The organism is Psychroflexus sediminis (genome assembly GCF_900099815.1).
In the GTDB taxonomy this organism is placed as follows: domain Bacteria; phylum Bacteroidota; class Bacteroidia; order Flavobacteriales; family Flavobacteriaceae; genus Psychroflexus; species Psychroflexus sediminis.
Window position 1 is genome coordinate 104,395 of the sequence record NZ_FNCW01000005.1, and the last position, 16,124, is coordinate 120,518.

Sequence of the window (16,124 nt, forward strand, 5' to 3'; positions counted from 1 at the left end):
TGCAAATGTAAGTATTAAAGCCTAAAAAGAAGCCAGATGAAAACCCGGAAAACTATCGATTATATAACGGAATGGTTGAAAGATTATTTAAAAAAAAGCAAACAGAATGGTTTTGTGATCGGGGTTTCTGGAGGAGTAGATTCGGCTGTAACATCGGCACTTTGTGCAAACACTGGAAAGCCTACTTTATGCGTAGAGTTACCCATTCATCAGGATAAATCTCAGGTATCCAGAGCCCGAAAACACATAGAGCATCTGGAAGGGCGATTTGCAAACGTGAGTTCTGTAAAAGTGGATTTATCCAATACCTTTGACACCTTCAAAGCTAGCTTACCAGAAATTGAAGACAAAGAGATACAGGATTTTGCTCTAGCCAATTCAAGAGCAAGATTGAGGATGACAAGCCTTTACTATTTTGCTGGCATTCATGGATATTTAGTTGCAGGCACCGGTAATAAAGTTGAGGATTTCGGAGTTGGTTTTTATACTAAATATGGTGATGGGGGTGTAGATTTAAGTCCTATAGCAGACTTGATGAAAAGCGAAGTCTTTGCGCTGGCTGAAAGCTTAAGTGTTATCGATGACATTCAAAACGCCGAACCCACGGATGGCTTGTTTGGCGACAGCAGAACAGATGAAGACCAGATTGGAGCGAGCTATGATGAGCTTGAATGGGCGATGAGGTTTGAAGGAGATAAATCTGAAACATCAGACCGACAAGAAGAAGTTTTGAAAATTTATAAAAGATTAAATACTGCCAATCAACACAAAATGCAGCCTATCCCTGTTTGTGAAATTCCTGAAGAGTATAAAGATTAATTACTACATCAGAGCGGGTAACACTGCTTATTCAATCCGTATTTATCAAGTCTTTTAATGTCAACCTTGGAATGAATCCAGGATAGACTCACTTAAAGAAAGATTCCGGATTACAGAACACGATTCAACTTGTTGGAAATCAAAACTTCCAGACCATTGTATTCCATAGTCTCACGCATAAGTTCAATGTCGACGTCTTCTTTCTGATCTCTGATGACTTCACTTAAATCCTGTACTTTTTTCCGGATAAGATAACGTCTTAGATTTAAAATAGTTTCCATGACTTCTCTGGGATCTAAAACACTTTTGTCAATCACAAAAATCTCCTGACGCTTCCAGTCGTGCAGTTGATTTTTTTCATTCTCCATCAAAATAGAAGTCACTTCCTGGGCCAGCTCCGGCTTTAAATGATTGATAAAGGTATCGATTTTTAAAGCTCTTTCTTTTGCAAAAATCCCGATGATTTGATCGTAAAGCTCTTTAAAGAGGGCATTGGAAAACTCTACTTCATCCTCCTGCAATTCAATGAAAATCTTTTCAAAAACAACATATTCGCGCTTGACTTCAATATGCTTGTCTTCTTCAAAATCAAAATCAAAATCTGTGAAAATTGCAGTCTGATCACCATACCTCAACAATAACTGAATGATACTTCTCTCTAAAACATATTGATGATCGACTTTTGCTACCGGACTAGACTCAGGAGTTTCTTTAACGACTTGAAGTGATTTTTTCCTGATCCCTCGACTTGCCTCTTTTCTATCTTTGGACAGCATTTGAGCCAGGGTACTAAACAAAACATCCTCCGAAACATCCAGAAGGCTTGAGCAGGTTTGAATATAGATTTCTTGAGTGATCTGATCGGGAATCTTAGAAATCGAGTTTACAATATCCCTGACTATTTCAGCTTTCTTTACCGGATCCTTTTCTGCATCTTCCAGTAAAAGTGATGCTTTAAATCTTATAAAATCCTTCGCATTTTCATCGAGATAGGCCTGTAAATCCTCTAATGTATTGGCTTTTGCAAAACTATCGGGATCTTCACCTTCAGGAAAAAGACAAACTTTCACATTCATACCCTGCTCCAAAATCAAATCTATACCGCGGATAGAAGCTCTCAATCCGGCAGCATCTCCATCAAATAAAACAGTGATGTTATTGGTCAGCCGGCTAATCAATCGAATTTGTTCAGGGGTTAGAGCAGTTCCAGAAGAAGCCACCACGTTTTCAATCCCGGTTTGGTTAAACTGAATGACATCTGTATACCCTTCAACTAAATAACATTTATCGGCTTTAGCTATAGTTTGCTTAGCCTGATATAAGCCATAAAGCACTTTACTTTTATGGTAAACCTCACTTTCGGGTGAATTGAGATATTTAGCCTGCTTTTTATCATTGGTCAAAATTCGCCCCCCAAAACCAAGCACACGACCAGACATAGAATGGATGGGAAACATCACTCGTCCTTTGAACCTGTCAAATCTCTTTTCACCTTTTACAATGCTAAGACCTGTCTTCTCTAGATATTCCAGCTTATATCCCTTCTCCAAAGCAGTATCGGTAAAAGCCTGCCATTCATTTGGAGAATATCCCAGATCGAATTTTTCAATTGTTTCTGAAGTAAATCCCCGGTTTTTAAAATAGCTCAGACCAACCGACTTGCCTTCATCGGTATGAAGCATCTGCTTCACAAAGAAGGTCTTGGCAAATTCATTGACCAAATACATGCTTTCCCTTTCGCTGGCTTTTTCCTTTTCTTCTGAAGACTGTTCCGTTTCTTCAATTTCTATATTATAGCGTTTAGCCAAATGTTTGATGGCTTCGGGATAAGTAAAATGCTCGTGTTCCATCAGGAAGGCCACTACGTTACCGCCTTTTCCCGAACTGAAATCCTTCCAGATTTGCTTGACCGGAGAGACCATAAAGCTGGGGGTTCGCTCTTCGGTAAACGGACTTAAGCCTTTAAAATTACTCCCCGATTTTTTCAATTGAACGTAATCGCCAATGACTTCCTCTACCCGAGAAATATCAAACACTTTATCAATGGTGGTTTTACTTATCAACGGAAATCAATTTAGAAATAAGGATAAAAATAAAATTATTTTATGAAGTCAATAGAATTTAATGAACAGCACTCTCTTTTTTTTTACGCAAATTATAATTTTAAAGCTTGGTGCTCCTGGGGTTTTATGTTTGAGAGCTTTGTTCGGGGTTATTTCTCCCGATCTATAACGTAATCTATCATCAGTTGTAAAGAAGATCTATAAGGGGATTCTGGATATTGCTGTAGAATTTCTGAAGCTTCTTCTTGAAATGCTTTCATTTTAGTTTGAGCATATTCTAAACCACCGGAAGATTTCACAAAGTCTATAACTTCATTGACGCGCTTCTTGTCCTTATTGTGATTCTTTACCGAATTGATAATCCAGTCTTTGTCTTTTTTTGAAACCTGATTTAAAGTGTATATAAGCGGAAGCGTCATTTTCTGTTCTTTGATATCGATTCCTGTTGGTTTACCGATTTTTTGCTCCCCGTAATCAAATAAATCATCTTTGATCTGAAATGCCATGCCGATAAGCTCTCCAAATTTACGCATAGATTCCACGTGAGCGGACTCAGGTCTTACAGCAGCTGCTCCAAGGCTACAACAGGCAGCAATGAGCGTTGCCGTTTTTTGACGAATAATTTCGTAATAAATATCTTCGGTAATATCAAGACGACGAGCCTTTTCAATTTGAAGCAACTCACCTTCGCTCATTTCTCTTACAGCAACCGAAATAATTTTCAACAGGTCAAAATCATCATTATCAATAGACAGCAACAAACCTTTAGACAATAAAAAATCCCCCACTAAGACGGCGATTTTGTTTTTCCACAGGGCATTGATAGAAAAGAAACCGCGACGCTGATTGCTATCATCCACAATATCATCGTGAACCAAAGTGGCGGTATGAATCAATTCGATCACTGAAGCTCCCCTGTAAGTTCTGTCGTTTACTTCGCCATTGGAAACCATTTTGGCTACCAAAAACACAAACATCGGTCGCATTTGCTTGCCTTTCCTATTAACGATAAAATGGGTGATTTTATTGAGGAGGGCCACACGGGAAGACATGAAAAGCGAGAACTTTTTTTCAAAAAGTTCCATCTCATGAGCTATGGGTTCCTTTATTTGAGAGACTGTTTTCAAGACTCACAAATATAAACCCAAAATTCAATCTAAAGCCTTAATCAAACTTTAATTTTATTGGCCAACTGACCACAGGCAGCATCGATATCTTTCCCTCTAGAATGCCGCAGAGTAACGGTTATTCTGTTGGCCTCGAGTGCATTGACATATTTGGCCACAGCCGCATCACTGCCTTGCTGGAAATCACCATCATCTATTGGATTGTATTCGATGATATTGACTTTGCAGGGAATAGCCTGACAAAATTCAACCAGTGCCCTGATGTCTTCTTCCCTGTCGTTGATACCTTTCCAAACGATATATTCATAAGTAACAGATTTTCCGGTTTTCTCGTACCAGTAAATCAAAGACGCTTTCAAATCGGCTAAAGGAAATTTAGCGTTAAAAGGCATAATTTGAGTTCTCACCTCATCGATCGCCGAATGCAAGGACACGGCTAAATGAAATTTGACTTCGTCATCTGCCAGTTTTTTAATCATTTTGGGAACTCCAGAAGTCGATAAGGTAATTCGACGCGGCGACATGCCTAAACCTTCAGGTGAAGTAATTTTTTCAATAGACTTCAATACATTGTTATAATTCATCAAAGGCTCCCCCATGCCCATATACACAATATTGGATAAGGGAATGCCATTGTAAAGTTTACTTTCTTTATCGATAGCCACGACCTGATCAAAAATTTCGTCGGCATTCAGGTTTCTGAGACGTTTGAGTTTGGCAGTTGCACAAAATTTGCAGTCCAGACTACATCCCACCTGAGAAGATACACAAGCTGTTGTTCTGGACATCGTCGGAATTAAAACAGATTCCACCGTAAAACCATCATGAAGCTTGACTGCATTTTTGATGGTTCCGTCCTTACTCCTTTGCATCTGGTCCACTTCGATATGATTGATGACAAAATTGTCTATCAACATTTGCCTGGTTTCCTTGGACAAATTGGTCATCTCTTCAAAATTGTAGGTGGCTTTATTCCACAACCAATCATAAACCTGAGACCCTCTGAAGGATTTATCACCTTGAGAAACAAAGAATTCCTGCAATTCTTTTTTGCTTAAGGCACGTATATCTTGTTTTGAGTTTTTCACTTTGCAAAATTAGATAAAAAAGAAGGGAATCTTCCAAAAAGTATATTAATGATACTTCGAAAACAAATCTGAAGCTTTATTGTAAGCAGATTCAAAGCTTGTCATACGAATAGAATTTTCAATAACCCTGGAATTGAAATAGGACAGCATTTTTTCGGTTTGCATATTTCCTGTCAGATCATCTTTTGCCATAGGACAGCCTCCAAATCCTTGAATCGCGCCATCGAATCTTCTACAGCCTGCCTGAGTAGCTGCATGAATTTTTTCATACCAGGCTTCCGGGGTTGTATGGAGATGAGCGCCAAACTCCATGTTTGGATATTTCGGAATAAGCGTTGAAAACAAATCTTCAATCACATCTGGCGTTGAACTCCCTACAGTATCTGATAATGAAAGAATCTCGACACCCAAATCAGCTAACTTCTCTGTCCACTCCCCAACGATATCAGTACTCCAGGGATCGCCGTAAGGATTTCCAAACCCCATAGACAGGTAAGCCACTACCGATTTGTTGGAAGCCTGAGCAATCTCTAAAATCGATTTTAAAACCTCGACCGATTCAGCAATAGTTTTGTGCGTATTTCGCATCTGGAAATTTTCAGAAATAGAAAATGGATAGCCTAAATAATCAATTTCAGGAAATTTTGAGGCATCTTCTGCTCCTCTGATATTAGCAACAATTGCCAGAAGCCGACTTTGAGTCTGAGATAAATCCAGCATGGACAAAACTTCAGCTGTATCTTGCATTTGAGGAATCGCCTTAGGAGATACAAAACTTCCAAAGTCTATCGTATCAAAACCACATTTCAAAAGAGACTGAATATATTTTACCTTTTCATCGGTAGGGATAAACGCTTTGATGCCTTGCATAGCATCTCTAGGACATTCAATGAGTTTTACTGATTTCATGAGGTCAAATATACAGTTTTAAGGTATTTGCAAAAGTTGAAGCCGCTATGTTTTTTTTAAAACGGCATTTCATCAGAAATCAAATGCATCATCACTTCGTCCTCGAAGAGAGACAGACTGAATTCAGACGGACAATCCATAGGTCTTTCCCGCAGTAGTTCTTAAAGCAAGATTAGAATAGCAATCGCCACAAATGTGAAAATTTGAAACCATTTCAGAAATGAATAGGATTGTGACGTTTTGAACAAGATTTTGGAGAGCTGATCAGAAAGAAGAGCGACCAGACTAAAAATGATAAAAGCCTGAAGCATAAACACTCCGCCTAAAATATAAAATTGCATCATCACATCTTTTTCCGTATCCCACAAAAACCCAGGAAAAAAAGCCAAAAAGAAAATAGTGACTTTGGGATTGAGAATATTCATGATAAAGCCAGTTTTAAAATCTGAAAACGCTAACTTTTTGGATACCGCAGTTTTGTCCTGAGAAAAACTTTGAGGTGGGGACGAATACACTTTATAAGCCAGAAACAGTAAATACAAGGCTCCCGCAATTTTGATACTCCAAAAAAGAAGTTCAGAATTTTTGATAATCAGGGACACGCCAAAAGCGACAAGGGAGGTATGAATAATTATTCCTGAAACCAAACCCAAAGCGATAAGCATTCCTTTTTTGTAGCCTCCTACCAGACTTTGAGAAAGCACATAAATGATATCCGGTCCGGGGGAAAACGTTAATAAAATAGACGCAATTAGAAAAGGGATGAGTTGTTCAAACATAAGATTTAGGATCTTTTATCCAAAATAGCTTGATTGATAGCTTTGACAAGCCCCGGGCCTTCATACACAAATCCTGTATAAAGCTGGACTAAACTTGCACCCGCCTCCAGTTTTTCTAAAGCATCTTCTGGAGTCATGATACCCCCCACACCAATGATAGGGAAAGCTTTGTTGCTTTTTTCGGATAAAAACCGGATCACTTCAGTAGAGGATTTTCTTAAAGGCTTACCGCTTAAGCCACCAACTTCTTCTTTATTTTCCGAGGTTAATCCTGTTCTGGAAATCGTCGTATTAGTTGCAATCACCCCCGCAATTTTGGTGCTTTCTACTATCTCGATAATATCTAAAAGTTGAGACTCTGTAAGATCTGGCGCTATTTTCAGTAAAATAGGTTTAGATTTTGACTTCTTCTGATTTTTGGTTTGTAAATGACTCAAAAGCTGAGTCAAAGGTTCTTTGTCTTGAAGCGCTCTCAAATTCGGTGTGTTTGGAGAACTTACATTGACTACAAAGTAATCTACATAATCGAATAAGGCTTCGAAATTATAGTTATAATCATGCAAAGCTTCTTCGTTTGGTGTGATTTTATTTTTTCCAATATTTCCTCCAATTAAGACATTGGTATTTTTTTTCAAACGTTTTACAGCCTCATCCACACCTTCATTATTGAAGCCCATTCTGTTGATGATAGCAGAATCTTCTTTCAGTCTAAACAGTCTTCTTTTAGGATTACCGGCCTGAGCTTTTGGGGTCACTGTACCTATTTCGATAAACCCAAATCCAAAGCTGGACAGTTCTTCGTAGAGCTCCGCATTTTTATCAAAGCCTGCGGCAAGCCCTACAGGATTCTTAAATTTCAGACCAAATACTTCTCTTTCCAAACGCTTATCTTCTAGCGTGAATTTCTTTTTAATCAGTTGAGAGATACCTGGAAATCGATGAGCAAATTTTAAGGAGTTAAAACTAAAATGATGTACAGCTTCCGGATCAAATTGAAATAAAAGGGGTCTTAAAATCTGTTTATACATCTTTTTGTAAGTTTAACTGCAAAACTAAAGCAAATCTCACGAAGTCAAACGAAAACAAGCAGGTTTAATAGCTTCAAATTCATATTTTTGAACAAAATAAAACAAGACTATGATCAATTCTCAAAAGCTTCTTGAAAGATTTCTGACTTATATCAAAATAGATTCTCAAAGCGACCCCGATAGCGACACCACACCAAGCACAGAAAAACAATGGGACATTGCCAACCTGCTCAAAAATGAATTGAAAAACATAGGCTTGCAAGACGTTAGCATAGACCATAAGGCTTATATCATGGCTACCCTTCCTTCCAATGTGGAGTATGAAGTAGACACCATTGGATTTATTTCTCATTTTGACACCTCTCCAGATTTTAAAGCTTCGGAAATTAAGCCTCAGATCCATGAGAATTATGACGGTGGAGATATTGTTTTGAATAAGGAAAAAAATATAATCTTGTCTTCAAGTTATTTTGAAGACCTCAAACGATATCAAGGACAAACGCTCATCACAACCGATGGAACGACTTTGCTAAGTGCAGATGATAAAGCCGGTGTGACCGAAATCATCACCGCCATGGAATATTTGGTGAACCACCCGGAAATCAAACACGGAAAAATAAGGATTGGCTTTACACCTGATGAAGAAATCGGCCGGGGTGCACATCATTTTGATGTTGAAAAATTTGGAGCTAAGTACGCCTATACCATGGATGGAAGTGAGATTGGAGAACTGGAATATGAAAACTTCAACGCAGCTTCAATTACCTTAAAGTTTAAAGGGACTAGCGTTCATCCAGGTTATGCCAAGGATAAAATGATCAATTCTATGTACATGGCTCAGAAATTTATAGATGTCTTACCCAAAGATGAAGTCCCTGAGCGAACTGAAGGTTATGAAGGTTTTTTTCATTTATCCAAAATTTCAGGCAACATTGAACTCACGGAGCTCAAATACATTGTTAGGGATCACGACAGAGATAAATTTGAAGCTAGAAAACAGCTCATGCAAGACATTGTTGCCAAAATGAATAACAGCATTGATGGAGCAAACATCAGCATTGAACTGAAAGACCAATATTTCAACATGAAAGAAAAAGTGGAGCCTATCAAATATATCGTTGATATCGCCGAACAAGCCATGAAAGAAGTGGATATTACACCAATTCTCAAGCCTATAAGGGGAGGAACCGATGGTGCACAACTGAGCTATAAAGGCCTGCCTTGTCCCAATATTTTTGCGGGAGGGCATAATTTTCATGGAAAATATGAATATGTTCCTCTGGAAAGCATGGTAAAAGCCGCAGAAGTGATTATCAAAATCGCGGAACTCACAGCAAAAAGGACACAGACTTGATGATGTAAGAGCCTCGGGAGTCGCCGGCTAATTAAACTCACTATTTTTTCAGACATTGAGATTTAAGGACATAAAATCACCAATGATTTAAAACCTTATTTCTTTTTAAGTATATTAGTTATCAAATTCTCATAGATGAAATTCTTCAAATACCTCTTTTTCCTTATTGTACTCGTTTTTGTCGTAGGATCGCTTTATATCGCGACTATCAGTGTTCCCGGTGAAAAATCTATCAATTTTGAAACCCCACTTAAAGCGGAACTTTTCCAGATAAAAATCAAAGATTTATCCACCTACGAGGCCTGGTTCAGCTTCCCTGAGAAATCCACATCAGAACCTAGACTCAGCAATCCGGAAGATTTTGAAAACACTACGCTTTCGTGGCAAAATCAAACTTTTGAAGCTATTAATTTTCAAAACAAAAGACTCACTGAAGATTCTATAATTCAGCAACTCGTTCTGAAAACCTGGTTAAGTTCTTCTGAAATTGATATCAACTGGACCTTTGTATCTTCAGAAGAAAACTCAATTATTGCCGTTCAGTTAAATTCAGATGCCAGCTTTTTGCAAAAAACTGAATATCTTTTTAAGGGAGAATCGCATTTAGAAATCACTGAAAATGCCATAAAAGAAAGCCTGAAAACCCTTGAAGAATCCATACTTAAGGAAATATCAGTTTACGAAATTTCACCCATCGGCAAGGTTGATACAGGTGGTTTTTATTTGCTTCATGCCACTTCCGCTGCCAGACTTAACTTCGAAAGTATACTCCAAAAATCAAGACCCATCTTTGAAAGTGTTGAAAATTTCATGGAAGAACAACAATTTGATGAGTATAAGGGAAGAATTATACTATTTGAGAATTTCTTTGATGATGCCAGTAGTGTCATATTTTCTTCAGGAATCGGGACAGAAAATCCTGTTGCTATTCCAGATTATTTTGAAATTTTATCCAAACCCATCCCAAGAAGCCTCTATTTCAAAACACAACTCAGAGGGGATTATATCAATCTGAAACAGCTTTTGTCCATAAGCGAATCTGTCATTGAAAAAAGAGACCTTAGTGTCAATAGATTTCTTAAGCCGTTTTTAGAATTTGAAATCGATGACACTGATACTATAAATCCAGCAGAATTGGTCACTAATCTTTACATTCCTATACTTGTAGATTGATGAAATCAGCTTTACTTGTTTTTCTAGGAGGTGGCTTGGGCAGTCTGGTACGCTATTGGGTTTCTTTACTAATAAATCAGCAACTGGATTCTAAACTCAATCTATACGGCACCTTCACCGTCAATATGATAGGGAGCCTGCTCATTGGTTTACTCATGGGCTGGATGCTGAAATCTGAAACTTCATACCCCAACCTTCAACTTTTAGTGGTCGTAGGCTTTTGCGGTGGATTCACAACCTTTTCCACCTTTTCAGCAGAAAACCTCGACCTGATCAAAAACAAGCTTTACGCAGAATTTCTTTGGTATGGGTTAGGCAGCCTGTTGTTAGGAATACTCGCTGTTTTTATAGGCATTTTAATCATGAGGATAAAAGACTAATGCGTGCTTTAGTCTTGCACGAAATCATAAGCCTTCGCTCAGCTTTGTAAAGCAATTAGCTAATAGCCTTTATCCACATCCACTTCATTCATCAAAGACTCACCATTCTGCATGCGTCTGTAATTTTCCAACAACTGATTTGCTACCGACTCTGGGTCTGTCATACTGGCTACATGCGGTGTGATTTGAATATGGGGATGATTCCAGAAGGGATGAGACTCAGGTAAGGGTTCCTCCTGGAAAACATCCAAACTCGCTCCTTGGAGGATACCTCGGTCTATGGCTGATATCAAATCTGCTTCCACTACATGTTCTCCTCTTGCTACATTTACCAAATAAGCATTTGACTTAAGTTTCTTGAAGACTTCAAGGTTTAAAATGCCTTTGGTTTTGGAGGTCACCGGGAGTAAACACACCAAAATCTGTGTGTTTTTCAAAAACTCATCGCGCTCATCTGCCCCATAAACTTTAATGCCGTCTACAGTTTTGGAGGTGTTCGCATAACCCCTCACATCAAACCCGTTTGCTTTTAAAACATTTCCAGCTGCCTGTCCCAAAACCCCGTAACCCATGATACCGACACTGGTTTTCTCAGGGGTTTGATAGGACTTCATTTTCCATGTCTTGGACGCCTGATCCTGAAGATGAGTAAAAAGATTTCGAGAGACCGCCAGGCATTGCAGCAATACAAAATGGCTCATGTCTTTGGTCAATTGATCATCAACAATTCTTGTGACTTTTACATGTTCCGGGAGATTTTCATCTTTTAAAATATGATTTACTCCGGCACCCATGGAGGCGATCACCTTTAAATTGGGATAAGTTTGATAAAGCCCCTCAGGATGTTTCCAGGAAATAGCAAATTCTATATCTTCAGGTCTGTCGACATCAGGATAAATTTGGATATCGAGAGATTCATTTTTTTCCTTCAGTGTGGAAGCCCACTTTTCCGGAGCTCTAGCAGTACTAACTAATACTATTGACATAAACTTTAAATTTTAAATTGGCCTTATACCTCAACTATTTCAAAATGGGGCACACTTGCCTGAATTCTCTAATAACAAATCACCCTAAGAACCTCCCATCATCTGTTTAATGAGATCTAGGAGAGATTCTTCTCTCCAATAAAACCTAAGAAAAACCAAGGATATGATGAAAATAAAAAAGCCTAATAAAACAAACAAAGTTCCTTTATAATATTTGTTGTGTAAGCCTTTATCTTTGATGTAAGAGTAAATCAGAATAGAGACAAAAGCCACTACAAAAAAAATGATAAAGGCAATGCGGCCTGGAGTAAACATAAATGTTTTATTTTAGACAAAAATACTCCATATTCTCATGAAAAAACCCCTAGACCAGGTAAAAAAATTCCATAAAGCTTTTGGCTTGGATGTTTCAGAATCTCAAAAAGCCGACTTGGGACTCGATAAGAATTTGTTGCGATATAAACTTATGAGAGAAGAAAACGAAGAATATTTAGATGCCGCTACTCAGGGAGATATGGTAGAAGTCGCCGATGCTTTGGGGGATATGCTTTATATTTTATGCGGCACCATTATTTCTCACGGCATGCAACACAAAATTGAAGAAGTCTTTGAGGAAATCCATAGCAGTAACATGAGCAAACTTGGAGATAATGGTCTGCCAATTTACAGGAAGGATGGAAAAGTTTTAAAGGGACCCAATTATTTAAGACCAGAACTCAAAAGGATTATTGAAGGGGATTAGTTTGTTAGTCTATGAATTGGTGAGTTCCTGAGTCTGGGATTCACTGAGGTTAACTCTGTGTTCTCTGTGACTTTGTGGTGAGTAGTGGTGAGTCTTTGAGTTGATGAGTGCTGAGTTCCCCTTCTTTGGTGGGGCAGAGGCATCTTTTTTAAAACAATCCGTTAATTTCTCCATCAATTTTATTTAAGATAACACCAAAGTCTTCAGGCTTATCCACAAAATCTAATTCATCTACATCTATGACGAGCAATTTTCCTTTGTCATAAGTTTGTATCCAGGCTTCGTAACGTTCGTTGAGCTTGTTGAGATAATCTATGGAAATAGAATTTTCATAATCCCGCCCTCTTTTCTGAATTTGCTTCACTAAATTGGGCACACTGCTTCTGAGATAAATCAACAAATCCGGCGCTTCTGTTACGGATAACATGAGATCGAACAGGGACGAGTAATTTTCAAAATCTCTATTGGACATCAATCCCATCGCATGCAAATTGGGAGCAAAGATATAAGCATCCTCGTAGATGGTCCTATCTTGGATAATATCGATTTTATTTTCGCGAATTTGAAGGATTTGTCTAAATCGGCTGTTTAAAAAATAGATCTGCAAATTGAAAGACCAGCGCTTCATGTCTTCATAAAAATCCTGTAAAAACGGATTTTCTATAACATCTTCATATTCTGCTTTCCAATTGTAGTGTTTGGCGATAAGTTTAGTCAGCGTAGTTTTTCCAGCTCCTATATTTCCAGCGATTGCAACGTGCATAAAATCAGTTATTTACTATATTATATTGGTACGTATAAAGTACTTTATCGCTGTAAATATAGAGGTTTTCACCATTGAAATAAAATTGATTGAAGCTAATTTCAGGTTTTTTAAATCTGATTTTGAATTCTGGATTTTTATCGAATAACTCTAAATAATTTTCGGTCTGAACCATGACTTGATTTTTGAAAATATTGAATGAGACCGCTTCTTCAAATTTAAATTCATCGATAAGACTACCATTGATATTAAATTTTAAAAAGCCTTCAGGATGTCTCAGCCAAGAGAAATTGTAATTGCTTCTGAAGCCTATAATTTCTTTAGTGAGCGGTAGTGAAGAACTTCTTGTACCCAAGGATTCGTAATTGAAAAGTTCTAACTGCTGCACTTCGGCATTGAAGATCCAAAACAGATTATCCTTTGAAATTCCTGCAAAATCGAGGGTTTTGAAATCGGGGATAAAATTGAAGTTCACACGCTCAATTTCATTGAGCCGGTTGTCCACAATCACAATGGTATTGGCATCTTTGTAAAACAGAAGAATTTTAAGTGGATTCAACAAATCTACACCTTCAAGTTCGCCGAGTTGTAAATCCTGAAATTGAAATCTCTTTTGTTTTTCAGTTTTGTAAAACACATTGTTTTTAGAAAAATAGAGGTGTTGATAGGTATCAACTCCCCAGAACTCATCGGCATCTACTGCCAGTCTGTCCACTAGCTTTAATCCGGAGGGTTGTGCACATAAAGCCAAGGCGAATGCATTCAGAAAAAAAAACACAAAAAAACGATTCATGGAAAATTGATGTTGTGAAATATAGCAAATAAAGATTAGTGATTCAAATTCCAGACCACAAACAGTCGAGGCCATCAGTAATCATGTGGAAGATCAGACCAATACAAAAGAGTTTGATCCATTTATTTCCGATGATAAACAAACTAAAAATGTAAATAATAATTGCAATTTCGGAATGAAAGGTATGAAACCCAATGCTACAGCGGTTAGGGTCAAAAATGGGAGTTGCCCACAAATGGTCAACATCAACCAGCATTGTAGACGCTAAGATCAAATAAGCTTTCCAAAAATGCCCGGGGCTATAAATCCATGCGATCAGCAGAATGACGATAAAGTGATTGGAGTAATGAACTAAAGTTTGCCACATTTTTTTGTCCTAAGTATTCTTGCAAAATACAGTTAAACAGCTCTTAAACACAAGTCGTTTTAATGAATTATTATCCTTTTACCCAACTAAAATCTTATTTTTGCAAAAAAAAACACTCTCATGAGCAACAAACTTATTGCCCCCTCTCTACTGGCAGCAGATTTTGCAAATCTGCAACGCGACATAGAGCTTATAAACGACAGCGAAGCAGATTGGTTCCACATCGATATTATGGATGGTGTTTTTGTGCCAAACATTTCTTATGGAATGCCGGTTTTAAAAGCCATGACCAAGCATACCAAGAAATTTGTAGATGTTCACTTAATGATTGTAGATCCGGATCGCTACATCAAGGAATTTGCAGATTTGGGAGCGAATATGCTTACGGTCCATTATGAAGCCTGTACACATCTGCATAGAAGTTTGCAATCTATCAAACAACACGGGATGCAGGCTGGAGTGGCCTTGAATCCTCACACCAGCGTTGAGCTGCTGAGAGATACGATCAATGATATTGATATGGTTTGCCTGATGAGCGTTAATCCAGGCTTTGGCGGTCAGCATTTTATCGAACGAAGCTTTGATAAAGTGAAGCAGCTTAAGGCTTTGATAAAAGAAGAAAATGCTTCTACCAAAATTGAAGTCGATGGCGGAGTCACCGATAAAAATGCAAAAAAACTGGTAGATATGGGTGCAGATGTTTTAGTTGCTGGCAGTTATATCTTTAAGGCTGAAAACCCGAAACAAACCATTTCAGATTTAAAAAAATTAATAAATAAATAAGTATGCTATATGATGTTTTGATTATTGGAGGCGGTCCCATTGGGATTGCATGTGCATTGGAGGCGAAGAAGAAAAACCTTTCTTACATCATTATAGAAAAAGGAACTTTGGTCAATTCCATTTACAATTATCCAGATAAAATGACTTTCTTTTCCACTTCAGAAAAGCTAGAGCTGGATGATATTCCTTTTGTGAGTAATAGTCCAAAACCTAGCAAACAAGAAGCCTTAGAGTACTACAGAAGAATTGTGGAATCCAAGCAAATTCATATTCAATTATTTGAAAAAGTAGAGCGTGTAAAAAATGAAGATCATGTGTTTACAACCACTACTTCAAAATCTACGTACCAATCCAAAAATTTAGTACTGGCCACCGGATTTTATGACATCCCCAATTACTTGAATATTCCTGGAGAAGATCTAGACAAAGTCACACACTACTATAGGGATCCTCATTACTATGCCACACAAAAGGTGGTGGTGGTAGGCGCAAGCAATTCTTCTGTGGACGCTGCTTTGGAGACCTACAGAAAAGGAGCTGAAGTGACCATGATTGTTCGTGGGGAACAAATTGGCGAGCGTGTCAAATACTGGGTAAGACCGGATGTTATCAACAGAATAGAGGAGGGAAGTATCAAAGCTTTTTTCAATTCTGAACTGACAGAAATTGGAGAAGATTACGTAAGGTTTAAAGACAAAAATGGAAAAATTCAGACCCTGGAAAATGATTTTGTATTAGCACTTACGGGGTATAGACCCAATTTCGAGTTTTTAGAAAAAATGGGAATTGAATTGAGCGATGACCAGCTTTCCATTCCCAAGTACGATAAACAAACCATGAAAACCAATATCGAAGGCATTTATTTGGCAGGTGTCATCTGTGGCGGTATGGAAACTCATAAGTGGTTTATCGAAAACTCAAGAATACATGCCAAAATGATTATGGAGGATATTAAATCTTAATTAAGTTT

General features: G+C 37.9%; 18 protein-coding genes. 7 read left to right on the top strand and 11 right to left on the bottom strand.

What is annotated here, in order from left to right:
• Positions 1–36: 36 nt before the first annotated feature.
• Positions 37–819 carry an NAD(+) synthase gene (nadE, locus tag BLP81_RS06215; protein ID WP_093367186.1) on the top strand — a complete coding sequence of 261 codons (783 nt, stop codon included), beginning with the start codon at positions 37–39 and terminating at the stop codon, positions 817–819.
• Positions 820–929: 110 nt separating this feature from the next.
• Here nadE and dnaG read toward each other — a convergent pair whose 3' ends face one another.
• The 6 genes from dnaG to BLP81_RS06245 form a co-directional block, all read right to left on the bottom strand.
• Positions 930–2,882 carry a DNA primase gene (gene dnaG / locus BLP81_RS06220; RefSeq protein ID WP_093367189.1) on the bottom strand — a complete coding sequence of 651 codons (1,953 nt, stop codon included), beginning with the start codon at positions 2,880–2,882 and terminating at the stop codon, positions 930–932.
• A gap of 149 nt (positions 2,883–3,031) precedes the next feature.
• Complete coding sequence (locus BLP81_RS06225) at positions 3,032–4,009, bottom strand: polyprenyl synthetase family protein (RefSeq protein ID WP_093367192.1); 978 nt, start codon at positions 4,007–4,009, stop codon at positions 3,032–3,034.
• 41 nt (positions 4,010–4,050) lie between these two features.
• Entirely contained in the window at positions 4,051–5,097 is a 1,047-nt protein-coding gene (rlmN, locus tag BLP81_RS06230; protein WP_093367195.1) for a dual-specificity RNA methyltransferase RlmN, read from the bottom strand.
• A 45-nt stretch (positions 5,098–5,142) separates the two neighbouring features.
• Positions 5,143–6,006 (bottom strand): hydroxymethylglutaryl-CoA lyase, encoded by an 864-nt coding sequence (locus tag BLP81_RS06235; RefSeq protein ID WP_093367198.1) that lies wholly within the window; start codon positions 6,004–6,006, stop codon positions 5,143–5,145.
• 161 nt (positions 6,007–6,167) lie between these two features.
• Positions 6,168–6,785 carry a LysE family translocator gene (locus tag BLP81_RS06240; RefSeq protein WP_093367201.1) on the bottom strand — a complete coding sequence of 206 codons (618 nt, stop codon included), beginning with the start codon at positions 6,783–6,785 and terminating at the stop codon, positions 6,168–6,170.
• A 5-nt stretch (positions 6,786–6,790) separates the two neighbouring features.
• Positions 6,791–7,813 carry a quinone-dependent dihydroorotate dehydrogenase gene (locus tag BLP81_RS06245; protein ID WP_093367204.1) on the bottom strand — a complete coding sequence of 341 codons (1,023 nt, stop codon included), beginning with the start codon at positions 7,811–7,813 and terminating at the stop codon, positions 6,791–6,793.
• A 109-nt stretch (positions 7,814–7,922) separates the two neighbouring features.
• Between BLP81_RS06245 and pepT the strand changes: the two genes are divergently transcribed.
• The 3 genes from pepT to crcB all read left to right on the top strand — a co-directional run bounded on the left by pepT (position 7,923) and on the right by crcB (position 10,720).
• On the top strand, positions 7,923–9,167 hold the full coding sequence (pepT, locus tag BLP81_RS06250) for a peptidase T (RefSeq protein ID WP_093367207.1): 1,245 nt from the start codon (positions 7,923–7,925) through the stop codon (positions 9,165–9,167).
• A gap of 135 nt (positions 9,168–9,302) precedes the next feature.
• Positions 9,303–10,340: an AraC family transcriptional regulator gene (locus tag BLP81_RS06255; protein WP_093367210.1), complete on the top strand. Its 1,038-nt coding sequence runs from the start codon at positions 9,303–9,305 to the stop codon at positions 10,338–10,340.
• Positions 10,340–10,720, top strand: a complete 381-nt coding sequence (gene crcB, locus BLP81_RS06260) for a fluoride efflux transporter CrcB (RefSeq protein ID WP_093367213.1) — start codon at positions 10,340–10,342, stop codon at positions 10,718–10,720. Before BLP81_RS06255 ends, crcB begins: the two co-directional genes overlap by 1 nt.
• Positions 10,721–10,779: 59 nt before the next feature.
• On the opposite strand, the gene BLP81_RS06265 is transcribed toward crcB, so the two are convergent.
• Both BLP81_RS06265 and BLP81_RS06270 read right to left on the bottom strand, forming a co-directional pair.
• The gene (locus tag BLP81_RS06265; protein ID WP_093367216.1) at positions 10,780–11,706 is read right to left on the bottom strand and encodes a 2-hydroxyacid dehydrogenase; all 927 of its coding nucleotides are present in this window, start codon (positions 11,704–11,706) and stop codon (positions 10,780–10,782) included.
• A gap of 84 nt (positions 11,707–11,790) precedes the next feature.
• A complete protein-coding gene (locus tag BLP81_RS06270) occupies positions 11,791–12,021 on the bottom strand; it encodes a hypothetical protein (protein WP_093367219.1) in 231 nt (76 codons plus the stop codon).
• A 37-nt stretch (positions 12,022–12,058) separates the two neighbouring features.
• Between BLP81_RS06270 and BLP81_RS06275 the strand changes: the two genes are divergently transcribed.
• The gene (locus tag BLP81_RS06275) at positions 12,059–12,448 is read left to right on the top strand and encodes a pyrophosphohydrolase domain-containing protein (RefSeq protein ID WP_093367221.1); all 390 of its coding nucleotides are present in this window, start codon (positions 12,059–12,061) and stop codon (positions 12,446–12,448) included.
• Positions 12,449–12,596: 148 nt separating this feature from the next.
• On the opposite strand, the gene BLP81_RS06280 is transcribed toward BLP81_RS06275, so the two are convergent.
• From BLP81_RS06280 to BLP81_RS06290, 3 genes are read right to left on the bottom strand one after another with little or no spacing between them, the layout of a single operon-like run.
• On the bottom strand, positions 12,597–13,211 hold the full coding sequence (locus BLP81_RS06280; RefSeq protein ID WP_093367223.1) for a deoxynucleoside kinase: 615 nt from the start codon (positions 13,209–13,211) through the stop codon (positions 12,597–12,599).
• Positions 13,212–13,215: 4 nt separating this feature from the next.
• Positions 13,216–14,004: a hypothetical protein gene (locus BLP81_RS06285; protein WP_093367225.1), complete on the bottom strand. Its 789-nt coding sequence runs from the start codon at positions 14,002–14,004 to the stop codon at positions 13,216–13,218.
• 43 nt (positions 14,005–14,047) lie between these two features.
• The gene (locus BLP81_RS06290; RefSeq protein ID WP_093367228.1) at positions 14,048–14,371 is read right to left on the bottom strand and encodes a DUF6122 family protein; all 324 of its coding nucleotides are present in this window, start codon (positions 14,369–14,371) and stop codon (positions 14,048–14,050) included.
• 120 nt (positions 14,372–14,491) lie between these two features.
• On the opposite strand from BLP81_RS06290, the gene rpe reads away from it, so the two are divergent.
• Positions 14,492–15,154, top strand: a complete 663-nt coding sequence (rpe, locus tag BLP81_RS06295; RefSeq protein ID WP_093367231.1) for a ribulose-phosphate 3-epimerase — start codon at positions 14,492–14,494, stop codon at positions 15,152–15,154.
• 2 nt (positions 15,155–15,156) lie between these two features.
• Complete coding sequence (locus tag BLP81_RS06300) at positions 15,157–16,116, top strand: YpdA family putative bacillithiol disulfide reductase (RefSeq protein ID WP_093367234.1); 960 nt, start codon at positions 15,157–15,159, stop codon at positions 16,114–16,116.
• Positions 16,117–16,124 lie beyond the last annotated feature (8 nt).

Excerpts from the sequence above, each read along its gene's own strand:
- nadE (WP_093367186.1), top strand. The coding sequence starts at position 37 with ATGAAAACCCGGAAAACTATCGATTATATAACGGAATGGTTGAAAGAT.
- BLP81_RS06235 (WP_093367198.1), bottom strand. The coding sequence starts at position 6,006 with ATGAAATCAGTAAAACTCATTGAATGTCCTAGAGATGCTATGCAAGGC.
- BLP81_RS06240 (WP_093367201.1), bottom strand. The coding sequence starts at position 6,785 with ATGTTTGAACAACTCATCCCTTTTCTAATTGCGTCTATTTTATTAACG.
- BLP81_RS06245 (WP_093367204.1), bottom strand. The coding sequence starts at position 7,813 with ATGTATAAACAGATTTTAAGACCCCTTTTATTTCAATTTGATCCGGAA.
- pepT (WP_093367207.1), top strand. The coding sequence starts at position 7,923 with ATGATCAATTCTCAAAAGCTTCTTGAAAGATTTCTGACTTATATCAAA.
- BLP81_RS06255 (WP_093367210.1), top strand. The coding sequence starts at position 9,303 with ATGAAATTCTTCAAATACCTCTTTTTCCTTATTGTACTCGTTTTTGTC.
- crcB (WP_093367213.1), top strand. The coding sequence starts at position 10,340 with ATGAAATCAGCTTTACTTGTTTTTCTAGGAGGTGGCTTGGGCAGTCTG.
- BLP81_RS06265 (WP_093367216.1), bottom strand. The coding sequence starts at position 11,706 with ATGTCAATAGTATTAGTTAGTACTGCTAGAGCTCCGGAAAAGTGGGCT.
- BLP81_RS06270 (WP_093367219.1), bottom strand. The coding sequence starts at position 12,021 with ATGTTTACTCCAGGCCGCATTGCCTTTATCATTTTTTTTGTAGTGGCT.
- BLP81_RS06275 (WP_093367221.1), top strand. The coding sequence starts at position 12,059 with ATGAAAAAACCCCTAGACCAGGTAAAAAAATTCCATAAAGCTTTTGGC.
- BLP81_RS06280 (WP_093367223.1), bottom strand. The coding sequence starts at position 13,211 with ATGCACGTTGCAATCGCTGGAAATATAGGAGCTGGAAAAACTACGCTG.
- BLP81_RS06285 (WP_093367225.1), bottom strand. The coding sequence starts at position 14,004 with ATGAATCGTTTTTTTGTGTTTTTTTTTCTGAATGCATTCGCCTTGGCT.
- BLP81_RS06290 (WP_093367228.1), bottom strand. The coding sequence starts at position 14,371 with ATGTGGCAAACTTTAGTTCATTACTCCAATCACTTTATCGTCATTCTG.
- rpe (WP_093367231.1), top strand. The coding sequence starts at position 14,492 with ATGAGCAACAAACTTATTGCCCCCTCTCTACTGGCAGCAGATTTTGCA.
- BLP81_RS06300 (WP_093367234.1), top strand. The coding sequence starts at position 15,157 with ATGCTATATGATGTTTTGATTATTGGAGGCGGTCCCATTGGGATTGCA.